Here is an 18,772-nt window from a genome sequence, read left to right on the forward strand (position 1 = left end):
GCACCCTGAGAAAAGCTCTAGAATTTCGCTGCCCGGCGAAACCGGTCCGCCGCCCGGATCAGTGCGGCGGACAGTTCCGGCGGGGAGACGACCTCGAACTCGACGGTGATGCTCGCCAGCATGAACACCACGTCGTCCATCGTCTCGCCACCGACCCGAACCTGGCACGAGGTTTCGTCCAAGGCCAAAACCTCGCCGTAGCTGTGCCACTCCACGGCCTCCGAAGCAGGCACGCTCAGTCGCACGACCCCCTGCACCGGCCACCTGTCGGAGACTCGCGCGGCCACGAACGCCCCCGCGTCACCGCCGGGAATCTCACGAGGCGTGAACCGTGCACCGAACGGGGTGCGCACGCTCATCCGATCGAGCCGAAATGTCCGCCAGTCCTCCCGCAGCACGTCCCAGGCGACGAGATACCAGCGCCGGCCCCACGTCACCAGCCGGTGCGGCTCGGCCTCGCGCAGGGACTCCTCCCCCGAGTGCCCGACGTAGGAGAACCGGATCCGCTGCCGGTCGCGGCAAGCCGTGCCGACCGACGTCAGCAAGGACGCGTCCACCACAGCGGCCGACCCGGTGTGCGGCACGGTGGCGATCTCCAGGGCGGCCACCTGGTGCCGCAGCGCCGACGGCAGCACCTGCTCGACCTTGAGCAACGCCCGCACGGCCGTCTCACCGATGTTCTCGATGCCGCTCGCGGTCCGCAGCCCGACCGCCACGGCCACCGCCTCGTCGTCGTCCAGCAGCAACGGTGGCAGCCGCGCGCCCGGCCCGAGCCGGTAGCCGCCGCCGGACGTGCCCATCGACGCGTGCACCGGGTAGTCGAGGTCCCGGAGCTTGTCGATGTCACGCCGGACCGTGCGCGCGGTGACGCCCAGCCGGTCGGCCAGCTCCGACCCGGACCACTCGCGACGCGACTGCAGCAGCCCGAGCAACTTCAGCAAACGAGCAGAGGACACTGTAGGACCATATCTGTCCTACAGTGCTTTTAGCGTCATGACCATGAAGCCGTTCGAGATCTCCGTCCCTCAGTCCGACATCGACGACCTGCACCGCCGTCTCGACCAGACCCGCTGGCCCGACTCCCCCGCCGGGGCGTCGTGGGCGCAGGGCACGCCGCAGGAACGCCTGCGCGAACTCGCCGGCCACTGGCGAAACTTCGACTGGCGCGAGCAGGAGCGGCGGCTCAACAAGATCCCGCAGTTCCTCACCGAGATCGACGGAACCCAGCTGCACTTCATCCACGTCCGCAGCGCCAACAACAACGCCGAACCGCTGTTGCTCACGCACGGCTGGCCGACGACGGGCTTCGCGTTCGCGGAGATGATCGAGCCGCTGAGCCGCGACTTCCACCTGGTGATCCCGTCGGTGCCCGGCTTCGGGTTCTCCGGTCCGACCACCGAACTCGGCTGGAACATCCCCCGTGTCGCCACCGTGTTCGCCGAGCTGATGCGGCGGCTTGGCTATGACCGGTACCTCGCGCACGGCTACGACTTCGGCGCCATGCTCACCCGGCAGCTCGGGATGCGGGACGAGGTCAGGGCGATCCACCTCAACCAGATCTTCTCCGCCGGTGTCACCCAGGAGACGGCGGACATGACCGTCGAGGCAGAGCGGAGGTCCGTGGAGAAGGCGTACAGGTACGAGTACGAGCAGTTCGGGTACGTGTCGATGCAGAGCACACGGCCGCAGTCGGTCGCCTACGCCCTCACCGACTCGCCGGTCGCGCAACTGGAATGGATCGAGTGGGCGTTCCACACCTGGAGCGACCCGGAGGTCGGCGTGCCGCTGGAGGCGTTGCTGACCAACGTGTCGATCTTCTGGTTCACCCGGACCGCCGGCTCGTCGGCGCGGTACTACCAGGAGGGCGACGAGACGTGGGGTGAGCTGGAACCCGAGTCGCCGACGCCGACCTCGGTGGCGGTGTTCCCGCACGACGTGGGCGTGCCGATCCGGCGGATGGCCGAGCGCAACCACAACATCGTGCGGTGGACCGAGATGCAACAGGGCGGGCACTTCGCCGCGTTGGAGGTGCCGGAGCTGATGGTCAGCGAACTGCGAGAGGCGTTTCTTTTTTGACTCTTCCCCGACCTGAAGGACAGGGATCCCACCCGCTTTGCGGCGGGTAGCGCTTATGCGCTGGGCCTCGCGGCGCGGGTTTCCTGTTTCACTGCCGATCGCGGAAGGGATGGCCCTTGCCGTCTGACATCAGCTCCGCAGGCATCGCCCGAGACAGTGCTTCGGACTACGGCTCGACCAGCCGCAAGGATGTTCTTCGCCGCGTTGAGGTCCCGGTCGTGCCGGGCGCGGCAGCTCGGACACGTCCAGTGCCGGGCAGTCAGGGCAAGGTCTGCGAGCACGTGCCCACAGGCCGAGCAGGTCTTGCTGGACGGGAACCAGCGGTCGATCACGACCAGCGTCCGACCCGCGCGAGCGCATTTGTACCCCAACTGCCTGCGGAGCTCACCCCAGCCCGCATCCGAGATCGCACGGGACAGGCGCCGGTTGCGGACCATGCCCGCGACGTTGAGGTCCTCGATCGCGATCACGTCGGCCGAGCGCACCAGACCGGTGGTGGTGCGGTGCAGGAAGTCCTTCCTGGCGTTGCGGACCTTGCGGTGCGCGCGGGCGACCTTGGCCGTCGCTTTGCGGCGGTTGCCGCTGCCGCGCTGGCAGCGGGCCACTCTGCGTTGATAGCGGGCCAGGTTCCGGGCCTTGCGGACCAGATGCCGGGGGTTCGCGATCCGCTCACCATCACTGGTCACCGCCAAGTCCTTGAGACCGAGGTCGACGCCGATGGCGTGCCCGGCCAACTCGGGCAGCACGGGCTCGGTGGTGTCCACGGCGAACGTCACGTACCAGCGGCCGTCCGGCTCACGGGACACCACCACCATCGTCGGGTCCAGCGCAGCCACGTCCACGCCGTCGAAGGACCACACGAACCGCAGCGGCACGCCGGTCTTGGCCAGCCTCAACACACCCTCGCGCATCTGGAACGCCGAGCGGGTGTAGTGCGCGCTCTGCCGCCCGGTGCGGGACTTGAACCTCGGAAGGCGGGCGCGTCCGGTGAAGAAGTTCGCAAACGCGGTGTGCTGGTGGCGCAGCGTTTGCTGCAACGGCACCGACGACACCTTCGACAGAAACGCAAGTTCCTCGGTTCGTTTCCACTCGGTCAACGCCGCATCGGTCTGCCGGTACGACGTGCGCACACCCTCGACGTGGTAGCGGCGATTCCGCTCGCTCAAGGTCTTGTTCCACACCAGACGGACACACCCGAACGTTCGGTTCAACACCGCGGCCTGCTCGGGGGTCGGGTAAGCCCGGCACTTGTACGCCGTCCGCACGGCACACAATCTACCGGGAGCACCACAACGACCACGACACCGGACTGGCGGCCTGCGCACCGCACAACTGGAGCGCACATTCCTCCCGATCTGAAGACCGGGGCTTCCGCCGGAACCTTCGAACGGCGCTACGGTGATCACCGTGCGGTTCACGGTCTTCGGCGGAGTCTCGGCGCGGGTGGGCGGCCGCGAGACCGAGTTCGGTCCGACGCGGCTGGGAGCCCTGCTCGGCGTGCTGCTCGTCGACGCCGGTCAGGTGGTCGGCGCCGAGGAGCTGGTCGAACGCGTCCTGGGGGACGCGCCGCCGACCCGTGCCCGCGCGATGATGCAGACCTGGCTGACCCGGCTGCGGCAGACCTTGCCCGGCCTGATCGAACGCGAGGGCACCGGATACGTGGTGCGGGTCGATCCACTGGAGATCGACCTGCACCTCTTCCGGCACCTGGTGCGCACCGGCAGGACCGCGGAAGCGCTTGCGCTCGCCCAAGAGGAGCTTCTGTCCACACTGGACACTCCATGGGCGCGGCACGCCCGCGCGGAGTTCGCGGACGAACTGCTCGCCGCCCGGCTCGACCACGCCGACACCCGCCTGAACTCCGGCGAGCACACGAAGCTGGTGCCGGAGTTGCAGGTTCTGGCCGCCGAACGCCCGTTGGACGAACGGATCGCGGCCCAGCTGATCGAGGCGTTGCACGGCAGCGGGCGTGCGGCGGAAGCGTTGCGGCACTTCGAGATCGTGCGGGCCCGCCTGGCGAACGAGCTGGGCGCCGAACCGTCACGGCACCTGCTGACGCTGCACCGGCGCCTGCAGACCGCCTCCGCGCCACGGCAACTGCCCGCGCCGCCCAAACCGTTCACCGGCAGGGCGCTGGAACTGGCCGAACTGGACCAGGCGCCGAACGGCGTCGTGGTGATCACCGGCACGGGCGGGGTCGGCAAGACCACGCTCGCCGTGCACTGGGCGCACCGGGCGGTGGCGCGGTTCCCGGACGGGCAGCTCTACGTGAACCTGCACGGGTTCGGGCCGAGCGGCGCGGCGGTGAGTCCCGGCGACGCATTGCTGCGGTTCCTGTCGGCGCTCGACGTGCCGCGCGCCCAGGTGCCGCACGACCTGGCCGGGCAGGCGGCGTTGCTGCGGGACGCGCTCGCCGGCAAGCGCGTGCTGATGGTGCTGGACAACGCGACCGACGCGGACCAGGTCGAGCCGCTGCTGCCGCGCACGCCGGACACGCACGTGGTGATCACCAGCCGCACCGCGCTCAAACCCGCGCACGCGCACTCGTTGCCGTTGGGCCTGTTGCCGCCGGACGACGCCCGCGAGCTGCTGGCGTCCCGGATCGGTCACGAACGCGCGCACGCCGAGCCGGACGCGGTCGACACCGTGGTCCGCCGCTGCGCCCGCCTCCCGCTGGCGCTCGCGGTGGCCGGTGCCCGTGCGGCCACGCAACCGGAGTTCCCGCTGGCCACGCTCGCGGACGAACTCGCAGACCTGGACGCGTTCGCCGACGACGATGACGTCACGGCGGACCTGCGTTCGGTCTTCTCCCACTCCTGCAAGGCACTCAGCCCGCCGGGGCTGCGGTTGTTCCGGCTGCTGGGGCTCATGCCGGGTTCGGACATCAGTCTGGCGGGCGCGGCGTCGCTGGCCGGGCTGGAGGTGTCGCAGACCTCGGCGCTGCTGGCGGAACTGGCCAGGGCGAACCTGATCGACGAGCCGGAACCGGGCCGGTTCACGTGTCACGACCTCCTGCGCGACTACGCGGCCGAGCTGGCGCTGGCCTCCGAACGCGACGAGGCGCTGCACCGGTTGCTCGACCACCTCGCGCTGACGAGCGTCGAGGCGGGCCTGGTGTTCACCCCGTCCCGTTCCCGCCCGGCCACCCCGCAGCCGGCCGAGGGCGTCGTGGTCACATCGTTCGGCACGCGCGAGGAAGCGTTGGCGTGGCTGGTGATCGAGCACCCGACGCTGATGTCGGCCATGGCGCACGGCACTCCGACGCAGACGTGGCTCATGGGCTGGTCGCTGTCCGACGTCCTCGACCGCCAGGCCCACTACCGCGATCTGCTGACGTCCCAGCAGATCTCCGTCGCCGCACTGGAGAAGCTCGACGACGCCGACGGCCTGGGCCGCATGCTGATCAACCTCGGCCGCGCGTTCGGCCGGCAGAAACGACTCGGTGAAGCCACCGCGGCGCTGGAGCGGGCGTTCGACGTGTACGAGGGCAACCCGGCGGGACAGGCCGCGGTGCTGCTGAACATCGCGATGCTGTGCCCGGACGACAAGATGGCCGAGGCGATGGAGTACACACGGCGGGGCCTCGCGTTGTTCGAGGAGTGCGGCGACCACTACGGGCAGGCCAACGCGCTGACCGGGCTCGCGTGGGGCTACGGCAAGCTCGGCGAGCACGCCAGGGCCGTCGAGTACGCCGAGCGCGTGATGCCGATGTGGCAGGCGATGGGGCACGTGATCGGCCAGGCCGAGACGTGGGACAACCTGGGCGCCGCGCACCTCGGCCTTGGCCAGTACGAACGGGCGGTGCACGCGTTCACGAAGTCCGTCGAGCACTTCCGGACCGGTGGCGACCTCCCGCTCGAGGCCGCCGCGTACGAACAGCTCGGCGACACCCACGCGGCCGCGGGTGACGCCGAGCCTGCTCGTGCCGCCTGGCAGAGATCTCTTGAGCTGCGCGCGGAAGCCGGCCTCGCCACGGACGGCGTCCGCGCGAAACTACAAGCCGAACGCGAGTAGCACCGGCCCGTTCGGGTTCACGAAGTCCGAGTGGTAGCCGGACTGGACGTAGACCATGCCGTCCGACACCACCGCACCCGTGCCAGGCCCTGCCATCACACCGCCGCGCCCGGTCAGCCCGTTGACCCCGCGAACGTCCTGAACGGTGTCGTGGGCCCACAGGATCTTGCCGGTCTTCGCGTCGTACGCGCGGAACTTGCCGTCCTGCGCGCCCAGCCACACCACACCGGGCGTGCTGGACACCGGAACCCCGTGCGCCGCCGCACATCCCGGCTGGCCGGCCGCGCCACCGGTGGAACAGCCGTCGGCGGGTGCCGGGGTCTCCCACAGGACGTTGCCGGTGCCGGGATCCACCGCGAACAGCTTGCCGGGGTCGGCGAAGTAGGTCGCGATGTAGAGGCGTTTGCCGTCGTAGCTCGACCCCCACTGGATGCCAGAGACGCCACCGCTGGGCAGCGGCACACCGAGCTGACGGCGCCACACGACCTGGCCGGTCCTGGCGTCGAACACGTGGTACACACCGGATTTCTGGCCGACGCCGACGAGCTGGCGCCCGTTGACCTCGAACAGGTTCGGCGTCGCGCCGATGTCGTAGTCGAGGTTGGTGCCGTCCTTCAGGCCAGGGCAGTAACCCTCGGCGTCGGGCTCGTTGCACGCCCAGCGCCACGTGTCGGCGTCGGTGACCTGGTTGGTCCACTTCACCGCGCCGGTGCGGGCGTTGAGCGCGAGCAGCGAGTCGAACTCGCCGCCCTTGCCGGTGTAGTTCTGGCCCGTGCCGACGTAGAGCGTGCCGGTCCTGCGGTCGATCACCGGCGAGCTCCACACGCCGACGCCGGACGGCTCGAACCGCTTGGCGCCGTTGGGCCACGTGCCGACCTCGACGGGTTCCGGCACCGTGTAGTGACGCCAGACCAGCGCGCCGGTGTCGATGTCGTAGGCGTCGATGTGGCCGCGGAAGGTGCAGCACGGGTAGTCACGCGGCAAGACGTTCTCACCGCTGGACGTGCCGACGTACACCAGTCCGTTGTGGACGATCGGTGAGCTGGTCGTCATCGAGGCGATGGTGTCGTCCATCTGCGTCTGCCAGCGCTTCCGGCCGGTGCGCTGGTCGAGCGCGAACAACCGGCCCGCGCTGTCCCCGAAGAACACCTTGCCGTCGCTGACGGCCGGCCCGTCGGAGTTGTACGCGTACCGGGCGGCCGGCGGGAGCGTGAACTCCCACCTGGCGCTGCCGGTGCGCTTGTCGCGGGCGTGGAACTTGCCGTCGGGGCCACCGAAGTAGACGGTGTCGCCGACGATCGCCGGCTGGCTGCGGACGGCGTTGAACTCGCCCTTCGGGTACGCGAACGCCCACTTCAGCTTGAGCTTGCCCGCGTTGTTCTGGTTGAGGCGCCACTCCGCGGAGTTGTGCCGGGAACCGTTGAGATCCTTCTGCCAACCGGCCCAGTCACCGGAGGCGTGGGCGCTCGCAGGTGAGGTGGTCAGCACTACTAGCGCTGCCGTGAGCAGCGCTGTGGTTCTGAGCATGGAATTTCCCCCTTCCGCTGTTCACCCTGGCAGTAGCGGAAGCGGGAAACGACCCCCCAAAGTCGTGTCGAGACTTAGCCGATCGGTTGATGCGGCACGACGTGCACGCTCACCGGCACGACCACGAAACCTTGCCGCGCCAGCTCTTCCGCCAGGTGGTCGTACCCGCGGCAGCCCGGGAACGCCTCCCCGGCTGGACCCGGCCGGACCCGCTGGTCCGGTTGCGGGTGACGACCGAACACCTCGAAGGCGCGCTGACCGTGTGAGCACTCGACTCCCCGGAGGCCGCTGCGGGCGTGGCGGGGGTGGCCGGCCTGGACGGCCCGGTCAGGACCAGCGCGAGCGCGATGACGGCCGCGGCTCTTCCGATTGCCATGCGGTGATCTCACCGATCAGTCGTGGGGACGGTGTCACGGTTCTGCCACCGCGAAGTGGCGGGCGAACCCGGCGAATCGTTCCACCAGCGGACCGGAGCCCGCGTGCAGGTCGCGCCACATCTCCAAATGCCTGGTCAGCACAGCGGGATCGCGCACGAGCACGACGATGAATCCCTGCCGCGCCAGCTCCTGCGCCTGAGCGTCGTACCCGAAGTAGTCGAACACCAACGGCAGTTCGCCGACCAGAGTCCGTGGTGCGTGCACCACGCCGGTCAGATCACCGACGGTGTACTCCATCCGCATGATCGCGGGCCGGTCGACCTGCGACGTCGTGGCGGCGGTGCTCGGCACCGTCAGCAGCATCGCGCATGCGACGGCCACAAGAAGTGTGCCGACCGTTCTGGGCCCGATCCCGCTGGGCACGATTGCCATGGACACGATCTCATCGATTCCATGTGTCGCGAACGTCCGGACTTCGTCACAGTTTTGCCACAGCACCCTCGACACCGTTGAGAAGTACGCGAAGTCCACTGCGGAAGTTCTCGACGGCGTCGTTCTCCAGGTACGGCAACTCCGGATCGATAGGCTCTCTATCGTTTTCCAGCAGGTGCAGCATCGGGAACTTCTTTTCGAGGTCGGGCTCGATCTCCACCAGCACGGCCGAGCGCGCGTACCACCACTCCTCGTCGGCCTCGCCGGTCGCACCACCCGCGGCCCGCGCCTCGGCGACGGTCTGGGCGGCGCCGCGCACGAAGTAGTTGATGGCGCCGACGATGCCGCGCAGCTCGCGTCCCGGCAGACCGGTGGAGACCAGGATCGCGGCCAGCGCCTCGGTCACCGCGAACTCGTGCGGACCGAGCACCGGACGTGCCTGCGACACCTGCAGCACCCACGGGTGGCGGATGTAGCACTCCCACATGTCCTGCGCCCACCGCGTGACGGCGGCACGCCAGCCGTCGCTCAGGTCGTAGGAGGTCGGCAGCTCGGCCATCGTGCGGTCGTACATGAGGTCGACGAGCTCGTTCTTGCCCGGCACGTAGGTGTAGAGAGCCATGGCGGTGCGACCGAGGCGCTCCCCCACCGCGCGCATCGAGAAGGCCATGCCCTGCTCGTCGGCGACCGCGATGCCGGCGTCGACGATCGCGTCCACGCTCAAGCCCGGCTTCGGACCGGAACGTTTCTCCGTGACCGGTCCGCGCCAGAGCAACTCGATGGACCGACGCGGGTCCCCCTGACCTGCGTAGACGACCACGGTTGCGACTCCTTACGGCGTAAAGTAACCTCGTTGGTCGATACTTTACTGCATAAAGAATCATTCCAGGGGGAACGCACTGTGAATACCGTCGGGAATGCTGTCGCAGACAGCCACGACGTGATCCAGGTCCGCGGGGCCAGGGAGAACAACCTCGCGGACGTGTCACTCGACGTCCCCAAGCGCCGCCTGACCGTCTTCACCGGCGTGTCCGGCTCCGGCAAGTCCTCGCTGGTCTTCGGCACGATCGCGGCCGAGTCGCAGCGCATGATCAACGAGACCTACACCGCGTTCCTGCAGTCCTTCATGCCGTCGATCGGGCGCCCGGACGTGGACGCGCTGCACAACCTGAGCGCGGCGATCATCGTCGACCAGGAGCGGATGGGGGCGAACTCCCGTTCCACCGTCGGCACCGCGACCGACGCGCACACGATGCTGCGGATCGTGTTCAGCCGGCTCGGCGAGCCGTACGTCGGCACCTCCGGCGCGTTCAGCTTCAACCTGCCGGAGGGCATGTGCCCGGCGTGCGAGGGGCTGGGCAAGGTCACCACCATCGACGTCGACGCGATCGTGGACCGCTCGAAGTCGTTGAACGAGGGCGCGATCGACGCCCCGAACTACGGCGTCGGCACCTGGTACTGGCAGGTGCTCGCGAACTCCGGCCTCTACCCCGCCGACAAGCCGATCGCGCAGTTCACCGAGCAGGAACTGCAGGACTTCCTCTACAAACCGACCACGAAGCTGAACGTCGGCGGCACCAACGTCACCTACGACGGCCTGATCCCGAAGCTGCAACGCACGATCCTGTCGAAGGACCGCGAGTCGATGCAGCCGCACGTCCGGGCGTTCGTCGACCGCGCCGTCACGTTCGCGACCTGTGGCGACTGCGGCGGCGCACGGCTCAACGAGGCCGCGCTCGCCTCGAAGATCCGCGGGGTGAACATCGCCGACTGCTGCGCGATGCAGATCAGCGACCTCGCGAAGTTCGTGCACTCGATCGACGACCCGTCCGTCGCGCCGCTGCTGGCGACGTTGCGCAACACGCTGGACTCGCTGGTCGAGATCGGCCTCGGCTACCTGTCGCTCGACCGCGAGTCGGCCACGCTGTCCGGCGGCGAGTCGCAGCGCGTGAAGATGGTGCGGCACCTGGGATCCTCGCTCACCGACATCACCTACGTGTTCGACGAACCCACCGTCGGCCTGCACCCGCACGACATCCAGCGGATGAACAACCTGCTGCTCCGGTTGCGGGACAAGGGGAACACCGTCCTGGTCGTCGAGCACAAGCCGGAGACCATCGAGATCGCCGACCACGTCGTCGACCTCGGGCCCGGCGCGGGCGTCAACGGCGGGCACCTCTGCTACTCCGGCGACGTGGCCGGGCTGCGGACCTCCGGCACGTTGACCGGCAGGCACCTCGGCCATCGGGCCAAGCTGCGGCCAGAGTTCCGTTCCCCCAAGGGTTTCCTGACGATCAGCGGCGCGCGGACGAACAACCTGAAGGACGTCTCGGTCGACATTCCGCTCGGCGTGCTGACCGTGGTCACCGGCGTCGCGGGCTCGGGCAAGTCGTCGCTGATCCACGGTTCGTTGCGCAAACGGCCGGACGTGGTGACGGTGGACCAGTCACCGATCCGCGGGTCACGCCGGTCGAACCCCGCCACCTACACAGGACTGCTCGACTCGGTGCGGACCGCGTTCGCCAAGGCCAACGGCGTGAAGGCGGCGTTGTTCAGCGCGAACTCCGAAGGCGCGTGCACGCACTGCAAAGGCATCGGACTCGTCTACACCGACCTGGCGATGATGGCCGGCGTCGCGACGGTGTGCGAGAAGTGCGAGGGCAAGCGGTTCACGCCGGAGGTGCTGCGCTACACGTTGCGGGGCAAGAACATCAGCGAGGTGCTCGGCATGTCCGTGGCCGAGGCGCACGCGTTCTTCCCGTCCGGCCAGGCGCACGCGGTGCTGGGACGCCTGCACGACGTCGGCCTGTCCTACCTCTCGCTGGGCCAGCCGCTGACCACGCTGTCCGGCGGCGAGCGGCAGCGGCTGAAGCTCGCGATCCGCATGGCGGAGAAGGCTTCCACGTACGTGCTGGACGAACCGACGTCCGGCCTGCACCTCGCGGACGTCGACCAGTTGCTCGGGCTGCTCGACCAGCTGATCGACGCCGGCAACACGGTCATCGTGATCGAGCACCACCTGGCCGTGATGGCGCACGCGGACTGGATCGTCGACATGGGGCCCGGTGCCGGTCACGACGGCGGTCAGGTGGTCTTCACCGGCACGCCCGGCGAGTTGGTCGGCACGTCCGGCACGCTCACCGCACAGCACCTGAAGGAGTACCTGGCGTGAGCCTGCTGACCGTGACATCGGTGCTGTCCTTGACGCCGCGCATGGTGCGGATGACGTTCACCGGCGACGGGCTCTCGGACATCGGGAGCTGGCCGGACCAGCAGCTGAAGCTGTTGTTCCCCAAGCCGGGCGGGTCCGCGCTGGTGTCGGAGTCTCCCGATGTGAGCGTGTGGTACCAGGCCTACCTCGCGATGCCCGAGCCCGAACGGCCGTGGATGCGCAGCTTCACCGTGCGCTCGTTGGTCGACGGCGTGCTGACCGTGGACTTCGTGCTGCACGGCGACAACGGACCCGCTTCTCGTTGGGCCGCAAGGGCTCGGCCGGGCGACGTCATCGGGCGGTTCGGGCCGTCCCGCGACTACGCCCGCCCGCTCGGCACCGCGGACCTGCTGGTGTTCGCGGGCGACGAAACCGCGTTGCCCGCGATCGGTTCGCTGCTGGAACTGCTGCAGGCCTCGCAGAAGTGGCTGGCGTTCGTCGAAGTCGCGGATCCGGCGGAGGAACAGCCCCTCCCCGGCGTGCGATGGGTGCACCGCAGCGCCGGAGAGGACCTGGTCTCGGCGGTGACGGAGGTCGAGGTTCCGTCGTCGGCGTGGGTGTGGCTCGGCGGCGAGGCCTCCGCGGTCCGTGCGCTGCGCAGGCACTTCGTCGGCCTCGTCGTGTCCAAAAAGGACATCGAGTTCGCCGGCTACTGGCGGCGCGCCCTGACCCAGGACGACGCCCCCACCACCGACGACCTGGCCGAGGCCGAGGAACGGATCGCCGCGCTCAGCGAGTGACCACCAGGACAGCACTGTTGGCCGGCACGTCGACCGTGGTCGTCGTGCCGGTCACCTTCACGTTCTTCGGCCGGGGCGTGAACTTCGCGTTCTTCTCGACCTTCGAGCCCGCGATGGTGATCGCCGTGGAGTCGAGCGCAGGCGCCGTCAACACGTAAACGCTGGCGTGCCGCGCCTTCCTGGGCAACGTGATCGTCGCCGTGACGCTGGCCGTGTTCTTGTTGTTGACGAACGCGTTGTTGCCGATCCCCCACGCCGTGACCTCCTCGGCCCCGGTGACGGCCGCCGCGTGGTACTCGCCGGAACCGGCCAGCTTCCACAACAGCTCGCCGTAGTAGACACCCTGCACCCCAACGGGGTTGAGCCCGTCGTACTTGATCGGCGAGTAGTGCAGCGGGAACTGGACACTCGTGCCGCCGTGGAAGTTGATGCCACTGCCCTGCTGTGCCGCGACACCGGACATGTAGTCCAACGACCACAACGCCGCCGCCTGCACATCACTCACCCCGGCCGCGCCACCGTGGTAGTAGTTGTTCGCCTCGGTGACCCGCCACTGCGCGATCCCGTTGGCCTCCTTGGCCTTCCGCATCGCGGCACTCGCGGTCGGCAGCCGCCCGGACTTGTTCGACGCGAGCATGCCGGGGATCGACGCCTCGGTGTTGCGCGCGATGTACTGGTGCGTCGAGAGAATCGTCGCGCCGCGCTCCTTCTGCGTGCGCCCGAAGTCCATCGCCCACGCCGTCTTGTTGGCCTCGCCGGGCCCGTCGAACCTCGCGCCGGGCACCTTCGCCCTGATCGCGTCGGCGAACTTCGTGAACAGCGCCTCGTACTCGGGCCACGTCTTCACGTACACGTTCGGCTCGTTGCCGACCTCGAACGCCACCAGATCCTTGCCCAGCGTCCTCGCCGCGACCTCGGCCTCCTCGGCGGCCTTCTCCGGCGTGTTGGTCTTGAGGTTGATGCCGTAGACGACCTTCCACCCGGTCGCCTTGGCGAAGATGCCCAGCTCACGGATGTCAGCCGGCGTGACCTCACTGGCAACGCCACCGGCGCCCGCCGGGTTCCACGTGGTCATGTCCACGAGGTTGCCGCCGATCCGCAGCAGACTCGGCCCGAGCAACCGGAAGAGCCGGACCAGATCGGCGTTGCGGGCGTTGAACATCCGCGCGCCGACCCGGTCCTTCTCGTAGCTGAACCCGGCGAAGTCCCTGCCGACCTGACCGCTGCCGACCGGATCCACCCGCACGCCGACGGCAGGCGCGGCCTGCGCCGGTGAAGCACCGGCCACGATCAACAGGGCCGCCACGACCGCTGCACGAAGCATCAGAAGTCCCTTCGTCCGTGCGGCGGCCCTCCCACCTTAGATCGGATGTTTCCGGAATTCGAGCACACAACGCGCGTCCGCCACTTCGGTGACCGAATCCAGCACCAACCCGTGCGATTCCGCCAGCCTTTCAAGCTCTTCGACGCTGCGCTCACGCCCGCCGAAGTGCACCAGCATGACCAGATCCATCTCAGTGCTGGCACCCATACCTCGGATGGATTCGACGACAATCAGCCTGCTGTCCGCCGGCATGGCCTCGACGACGCGCGCCAGGACGCGCCCCGCCTGCTCGTCGTCCCAGTCGTGCAGGACGTCGAACAACACGTACGCGCCGCCTCCCGTGGGCAGCGGCTCGAAGAAGCTGCCTTCCGTCGCCTTCGCACGACCTTCGAACCGGGCGAGGTTCTGCCGCGCCGGCCCGACTTCGAGGTCGACGACATGACCACGCACCTCAGGATTCGCCGCCAGCACGGCGGCGAGCAGGTCACCGGGCCCACCGCCGACGTCGACGATCGTGCCGAACCGCGACCAGTCGACCGCCGCCACGAACCGCGGGATCCGCTCCTGGATCCGCCACGTCATCTGCCGGTCGAACGCGTCCCGCAGGCGAGGCCGCTCGGACAGATCCGCCCAGAAGTCCTGGCCGTACCGCAGCGGGTAGGCGGGCTCGCCGGTCCGGACGCTGTGAGCGAGGTCGACGAACGCCAGATCGGCGCGCCCGGCGGCGGTGTCGTGGTGGAGGAGGTTGTGCAGCCCGTTGCCGGCGTCCTCGCACAGCAGCGCGCCGAACTCGGTGGTGCGGTAGCCGGCGGCGGTGCGTTCGACGACGCCGAGGGTGGTGAGGTGGCCGAGCAGCAGTTCGAGGGCCGTCGGGTCGACGCCGAGTTCGGCGGCGAGGAGGTCGACGGCGGCGCTCAGTTCCGCGGCTGCGAGGTCGGTGGCGGCACCTTGGGTGGCAGTGGCTCCCGCGGCTGTGGTGATGGTGGCGGCTGCTTGGGTGGCAGTGGGTCCCGCGGCTGTGGTGATGGTGGCAGCGGTGGCGGCAGGTGCGGCGGCTTGGGCCACGGAGTCGGAAGCGGCAGCGGTGGCGTCGGCAGTGACGGCGGTTTGGGCGACGGCGGCCGGGACGGCGGTGGCGGCAGGCGGGGCGACGGCTTGGGAGACGGAGTCGGCGGTGGCGGCCGGGGCTGCAGCTTGGGTGGCGGCGGCCGAGGCGACGGCAGAGGCGGGCGGGGCGGCGGCTTGGGCTGCGGAGTCGGCGCCGGCGGAGTCGGCGGCCGGGCCGGTGGCAGGGCCGGTGGCAGGGCCGGTGGCGGGATCGGTGGCGGCGCCACCAGGGCCGAAGGCGGCGGCTTGACCGCAATCGGCCCGCAGGCGATCGGGCAGGCCCAGGGTCACCGCGACCCTCAGCGCCATCGGCGTGACCAGGCCGGACATCTGTCGGAGCGCTTGTACGTCGGTGTCGTTTCCCACGTGGGTCCACCCTGCCACCGCGGGCAATCCAATTTCTGTTCACACTGAAGCAATAGGGAATACGACACCGAAACCCATTGCGCCTACCGTGTGTCCATGAGCACCAACTGGGCGGGCAACGTCACGTTCACCGCGGCCCAGGCCGTCGAGCCGGTGTCGGCCGACGACCTGCGCGCGCTTGTCCGCGGTTCGTCTGCGGTGCACGTCGTCGGGTCGGGCCATTCGTTCAGCCCGATCGCGGACACCTCGGGCACGCTGGTGTCGCTGGCGGCCATGCCCGAGGTGTTCGAGGTGTCGGGGCACACCGTCCGGGTCGGCGCCGGCATGACGCTCGCCGCCCTCGCACCGCGGCTCGAAGCGGCGGGGCTGGCGCTGCACACCTTGCCGTCGTTGCCGCACATCACCGTCGCCGGCGCGATCTCCACGGCCACGCACGGGTCGGGCGCGCGGTCGCTGGCGGGGGCGGTCAGGTCCGTCGAGGTCATGCGGGCCGACGGCTCGACGGTCGAACTGACGTCGCAGGGCGCCGCGGTGTCACTGGGCGGCCTGGGAATCTTCACGACGGTGACGCTGGACGTGGTGCCGTCCTTCGAGATCGCGCAGACGGTGTACGAGCACGTCGCGTGGACGACGCTGCTGACGAACTTCGAACAGATCCTCGACGGCGCCTACAGCGTGAGCGCGTTCGTCGACTGGAGGGGCGGCGCGACGCTGTGGGTGAAGCACCGCGTGGGCGACGAGCCGGTCGCGTTCCCCGGCAAGGAAGCCGACGGGCCGCGCCACCCGGTGGTCGGACAGCCGCCTTCGCGCTGCACCGAGCAGGGCGGCGTGCCTGGGCCGTGGCACGAACGGCTGCCGCACTTCCGGGCCGAGTTCACGCCGTCGGTCGGCCAGGAGCTGCAGACCGAGTACTTCGTGCCGCGCACCCGTGCCGTCACGGCGCTGCGGGCCCTGGCCGAGATGTCCACGGTCATCTCGCCACTCGTGCAGGCCTGCGAGATCCGCACGGTGTCAGCCGAACCGCAGTGGCTCAGCCCCGCGTACGACCGCGACAGCCTCGCGATCCACTTCACCTGGATGCCGAACACCGAGGCCGTGCTCGCCCTCCTGCCCCGCCTCGAAGAGGCCATCGCGCCGCGGCCGCACTGGGGCAAGCTCTTCACCGTGCCGCCGATGCTGCTGGCCGCCCGGTACCCGCAGTGGGACGCCTTCCGCTCGCTGGTCAACGAGCACGACCCGAAAGGCGTGTTCCGCAACGACTTCCTGACCCGCTACTTCGGCTTGACCGCGTCCAGCTGACGCCGCAACAGGTCCGCCTCGGGCCCCCGCAACCTCGTCAGCAACCGCCGGGCATCGCCCGAGGCCTGAGCAGCCTGGATCGGATCGGTGACGCGGAAGACCGAGACGAGGCCGATCAACGCCCGCACCTCCCCCGCTCGATCGCCGAGGCGGCGGAAGATCTCCAGCGCTTCCACGAACGCCGACCGTGCCGACTCTGGATCATCGTTGTCGAAATGAAGGTTGCCCAAGGTCTCGGCCAGCCTCGCCTCGCCGATGAGGTTGCCGGGGTCGAGCGTCATGCGGACGGACGAGAGCTCGCGGATCGCCTGGTCCACACCGAAGGCGTCGCGCTGCAGCCGTCCCAGCTCGATGACGATGTCGATCTTGTCCACCGGTCGCACCGCCAGGTCGTGCGCACGCCGCAGGTAGTCCTCTGCCCCGTGCTGCCGACCGGCGACGCTCTCCAGGTAGGCGAGCTGGCGCAACGCGGTGACCTGGTCGTCGAGCGACAACGTGTTCCACTCGACCGCGTCGACCAACTGCCGGCCCGCCGCGTCGAAGTCGCCCTGGTCGAGCAGCATCGAACCCAGTTCGAACGCGAGCTGCGCCTCCAGCACGATGTCACCGGCAGCATGTCCCCGCGCGGTACCCAGATGATCCACTGCCCGCTCGGTGTTCCCCTCCCGCAGCTCCATGCGGGCGAGTTCCCGGTGCACCAGCGCCTGCTCCCGATCACTGCCGCCGGCCTGCAGCGCCGCGCGGAAGTGGTCGACGGCCGACGCGAGGTCGTCTCCGTCGCGGTAGATCTCGCCGAGCAGGCGGTGGGCACGCTGCGCCTCGAACGAGTTCGACACCGAAAGACTCAGCACGCGGTTCAGGTCGGTCTCGGCCTCCTCCACCCGCCCCAGATCCTTGGCCAGTTCAGCGCGCAGCAGCGTGGCGCGGATCGGCGTTTGCGCGGCCTCCAGCGCACGTCCGGCCAGCGCGTGGGCCGCGATCAGGTCGCCACGGGACTTGAGCACGTGGGCGGTGAAGACGAGCACCCCTTCCCAGTGCGGCCCCATGTCCTGAGCCGGCACCGCGGTCACCACGTCGACAGCGGAACCGGCGATCGGGTGCGCCGACGAGAGCTGCTTCGGCGCGTCGCCCACGACCATCACCAGCCGGCCGGGATCGAGCTGCACCTGGTCGAGAATCTCCTGGATCCCCGCCGACGCCCGTGCGGGCGGGTCGACGATCACGAAGTGCCGCACCATCGACAGCTCCGCCAACCGCCCCCGCACCGCCCGCACACCGAACTCGATCAGCTCGGTGGTCAGCTCCACAGCCTCTTCGGACGTGCCGTGCACCAGGACGTCGTAGCTGAAACCCTGACCGGTCTCGCGGCGGCCGCGTTCCCGGGCGGCCGAGACATAGGTGTCACGGTTGCTCACGAGCACGTCAGCGTCCGAAAGCCGATGTGCGAGCAACGCCGCGATGTTGTCCATGTAGTAGGAGACCGAGTCGGGGCTGCCGCTGCGTTCGTCGACGACCGCGATCTCCTCGCCGAAACTCCAGTACGGCAGGTACGGCACCGTGGTGCGCTCGACCAGGCCCAGCTCGGCCTGGTCGTCGCCCTGATCGGACGGCAGCCAGCTCACGTAGAGGGGTGCGAACTCCTCCGCCAGCTTGGTCCGCCAGGACCGCGCCCGTTCGTACTCCTCCTTGCCGTCGAAGCGCGACACCACCGGCAGGTACAGCAGGCCCGACCGGTCGTAGGGCAGCCTGTCGCGGGCCTGCGCCGCCCTCTCGGCGACCTCCAACGCGCCGGCCAGGTTCTGCAGGTTCGGCGCGACGCACAACACCAGCACGTCCGGCAGCTGAGCTGTGCAGATGCCGCCGATGTCGGTGATGCCGGTACGACTGTCGATCAGGACGTAGTCGAAGTTCTCTTCCCACTCCGCGCGGATCTTCTCGAACCGCCAGCCGAGATCCTGGTTGGCGAAGAGGTCCGGCCAGGACAACGTCTGGGCGCGATCGGCGTAGCCGGCGTTCATGCGGCCCGCGGCGAGAAGCGTCAGGAACTCGGCCTCCGGCACATCGACATCGATGGCCGCCCTGGTCCAGTGGGTCTCACCGCTGACCACCTCGACCAGTCCCGCTTCGACCTGCCTGCCGCCGAGGTACGGCTTGAAGTACTCGTGCAGGCCGGGCGCGTCCAGGTCGAAGTCGACGCACAGCACGCGGTTGCCCCAGCGCGCGAGCTGCACGGCGACGTTGGCCAGGCAGAAGGAACGGCCGACGCCGCCCTTGTAGGAGTAAAAGGTGACGATCACGG

14 protein-coding genes are annotated in these 18,772 nt (G+C 69.3%); 6 read left to right on the forward strand and 8 right to left on the reverse strand.

The window, feature by feature from the left end; all coding sequences use genetic code 11:
• Positions 1-17: 17 nt before the first annotated feature.
• Positions 18-956 carry a helix-turn-helix transcriptional regulator gene (locus SK803_RS35005; protein WP_319970473.1) on the reverse strand — a complete coding sequence of 313 codons (939 nt, stop codon included), beginning with the start codon at positions 954-956 and terminating at the stop codon, positions 18-20.
• 43 nt (positions 957-999) lie between these two features.
• On the opposite strand from SK803_RS35005, the gene SK803_RS35010 reads away from it, so the two are divergent.
• Positions 1,000-2,076, forward strand: coding sequence for an epoxide hydrolase family protein (locus SK803_RS35010; RefSeq protein ID WP_319970474.1), 1,077 nt, complete (start codon positions 1,000-1,002; stop codon positions 2,074-2,076).
• A 53-nt stretch (positions 2,077-2,129) separates the two neighbouring features.
• Here the strand turns inward: SK803_RS35010 and SK803_RS35015 are convergent, their stop codons facing one another.
• Positions 2,130-3,341 (reverse strand): RNA-guided endonuclease InsQ/TnpB family protein, encoded by a 1,212-nt coding sequence (locus SK803_RS35015; protein ID WP_319970475.1) that lies wholly within the window; start codon positions 3,339-3,341, stop codon positions 2,130-2,132.
• Between the two features lie 142 nt (positions 3,342-3,483).
• Between SK803_RS35015 and SK803_RS35020 the strand changes: the two genes are divergently transcribed.
• The gene (locus SK803_RS35020) at positions 3,484-6,090 is read left to right on the forward strand and encodes an AfsR/SARP family transcriptional regulator (protein ID WP_319970476.1); all 2,607 of its coding nucleotides are present in this window, start codon (positions 3,484-3,486) and stop codon (positions 6,088-6,090) included.
• On the opposite strand, the gene SK803_RS35025 is transcribed toward SK803_RS35020, so the two are convergent.
• Entirely contained in the window at positions 6,070-7,617 is a 1,548-nt protein-coding gene (locus SK803_RS35025) for an outer membrane protein assembly factor BamB family protein (protein WP_319970477.1), read from the reverse strand. The two genes, SK803_RS35020 and SK803_RS35025, sit on opposite strands and share 21 nt — an antisense overlap.
• An 89-nt stretch (positions 7,618-7,706) precedes the next feature.
• On the opposite strand from SK803_RS35025, the gene SK803_RS35030 reads away from it, so the two are divergent.
• On the forward strand, positions 7,707-7,883 hold the full coding sequence (locus SK803_RS35030; RefSeq protein WP_319970478.1) for a hypothetical protein: 177 nt from the start codon (positions 7,707-7,709) through the stop codon (positions 7,881-7,883).
• Between the two features lie 144 nt (positions 7,884-8,027).
• Here the strand turns inward: SK803_RS35030 and SK803_RS35035 are convergent, their stop codons facing one another.
• Positions 8,028-8,426 (reverse strand): hypothetical protein, encoded by a 399-nt coding sequence (locus SK803_RS35035; RefSeq protein WP_319970479.1) that lies wholly within the window; start codon positions 8,424-8,426, stop codon positions 8,028-8,030.
• A 46-nt stretch (positions 8,427-8,472) separates the two neighbouring features.
• Positions 8,473-9,246 (reverse strand): TetR/AcrR family transcriptional regulator C-terminal domain-containing protein, encoded by a 774-nt coding sequence (locus SK803_RS35040; RefSeq protein WP_319970480.1) that lies wholly within the window; start codon positions 9,244-9,246, stop codon positions 8,473-8,475.
• An 81-nt stretch (positions 9,247-9,327) separates the two neighbouring features.
• On the opposite strand from SK803_RS35040, the gene SK803_RS35045 reads away from it, so the two are divergent.
• On the forward strand, positions 9,328-11,598 hold the full coding sequence (locus tag SK803_RS35045; RefSeq protein ID WP_319970481.1) for an excinuclease ABC subunit UvrA: 2,271 nt from the start codon (positions 9,328-9,330) through the stop codon (positions 11,596-11,598).
• Entirely contained in the window at positions 11,595-12,377 is a 783-nt protein-coding gene (locus tag SK803_RS35050) for a siderophore-interacting protein (protein ID WP_319970482.1), read from the forward strand. The genes SK803_RS35045 and SK803_RS35050 overlap by 4 nt, the downstream gene beginning before the upstream one ends.
• On the opposite strand, the gene SK803_RS35055 is transcribed toward SK803_RS35050, so the two are convergent.
• Both SK803_RS35055 and SK803_RS35060 read right to left on the reverse strand, forming a co-directional pair.
• Positions 12,367-13,701, reverse strand: a complete 1,335-nt coding sequence (locus tag SK803_RS35055) for a glycosyl hydrolase family protein (RefSeq protein WP_319970483.1) — start codon at positions 13,699-13,701, stop codon at positions 12,367-12,369. The genes SK803_RS35050 and SK803_RS35055 overlap by 11 nt on opposite strands.
• A gap of 36 nt (positions 13,702-13,737) precedes the next feature.
• Entirely contained in the window at positions 13,738-15,174 is a 1,437-nt protein-coding gene (locus tag SK803_RS35060) for a methyltransferase (protein ID WP_319970484.1), read from the reverse strand.
• A gap of 96 nt (positions 15,175-15,270) precedes the next feature.
• On the opposite strand from SK803_RS35060, the gene SK803_RS35065 reads away from it, so the two are divergent.
• Positions 15,271-16,473 (forward strand): D-arabinono-1,4-lactone oxidase, encoded by a 1,203-nt coding sequence (locus SK803_RS35065; protein WP_319970485.1) that lies wholly within the window; start codon positions 15,271-15,273, stop codon positions 16,471-16,473.
• Here the strand turns inward: SK803_RS35065 and SK803_RS35070 are convergent.
• On the reverse strand, positions 16,446-18,770 hold the full coding sequence (locus tag SK803_RS35070) for a KGGVGR-motif variant AAA ATPase (protein WP_319970486.1): 2,325 nt from the start codon (positions 18,768-18,770) through the stop codon (positions 16,446-16,448). The genes SK803_RS35065 and SK803_RS35070 overlap by 28 nt on opposite strands.
• Positions 18,771-18,772: the final 2 nt, after the last annotated feature.

The sequence above is a fragment of the Lentzea miocenica genome (genome assembly GCF_033949945.1).
Classification (GTDB): Bacteria; Actinomycetota; Actinomycetes; order Mycobacteriales; family Pseudonocardiaceae; genus Lentzea; species Lentzea miocenica.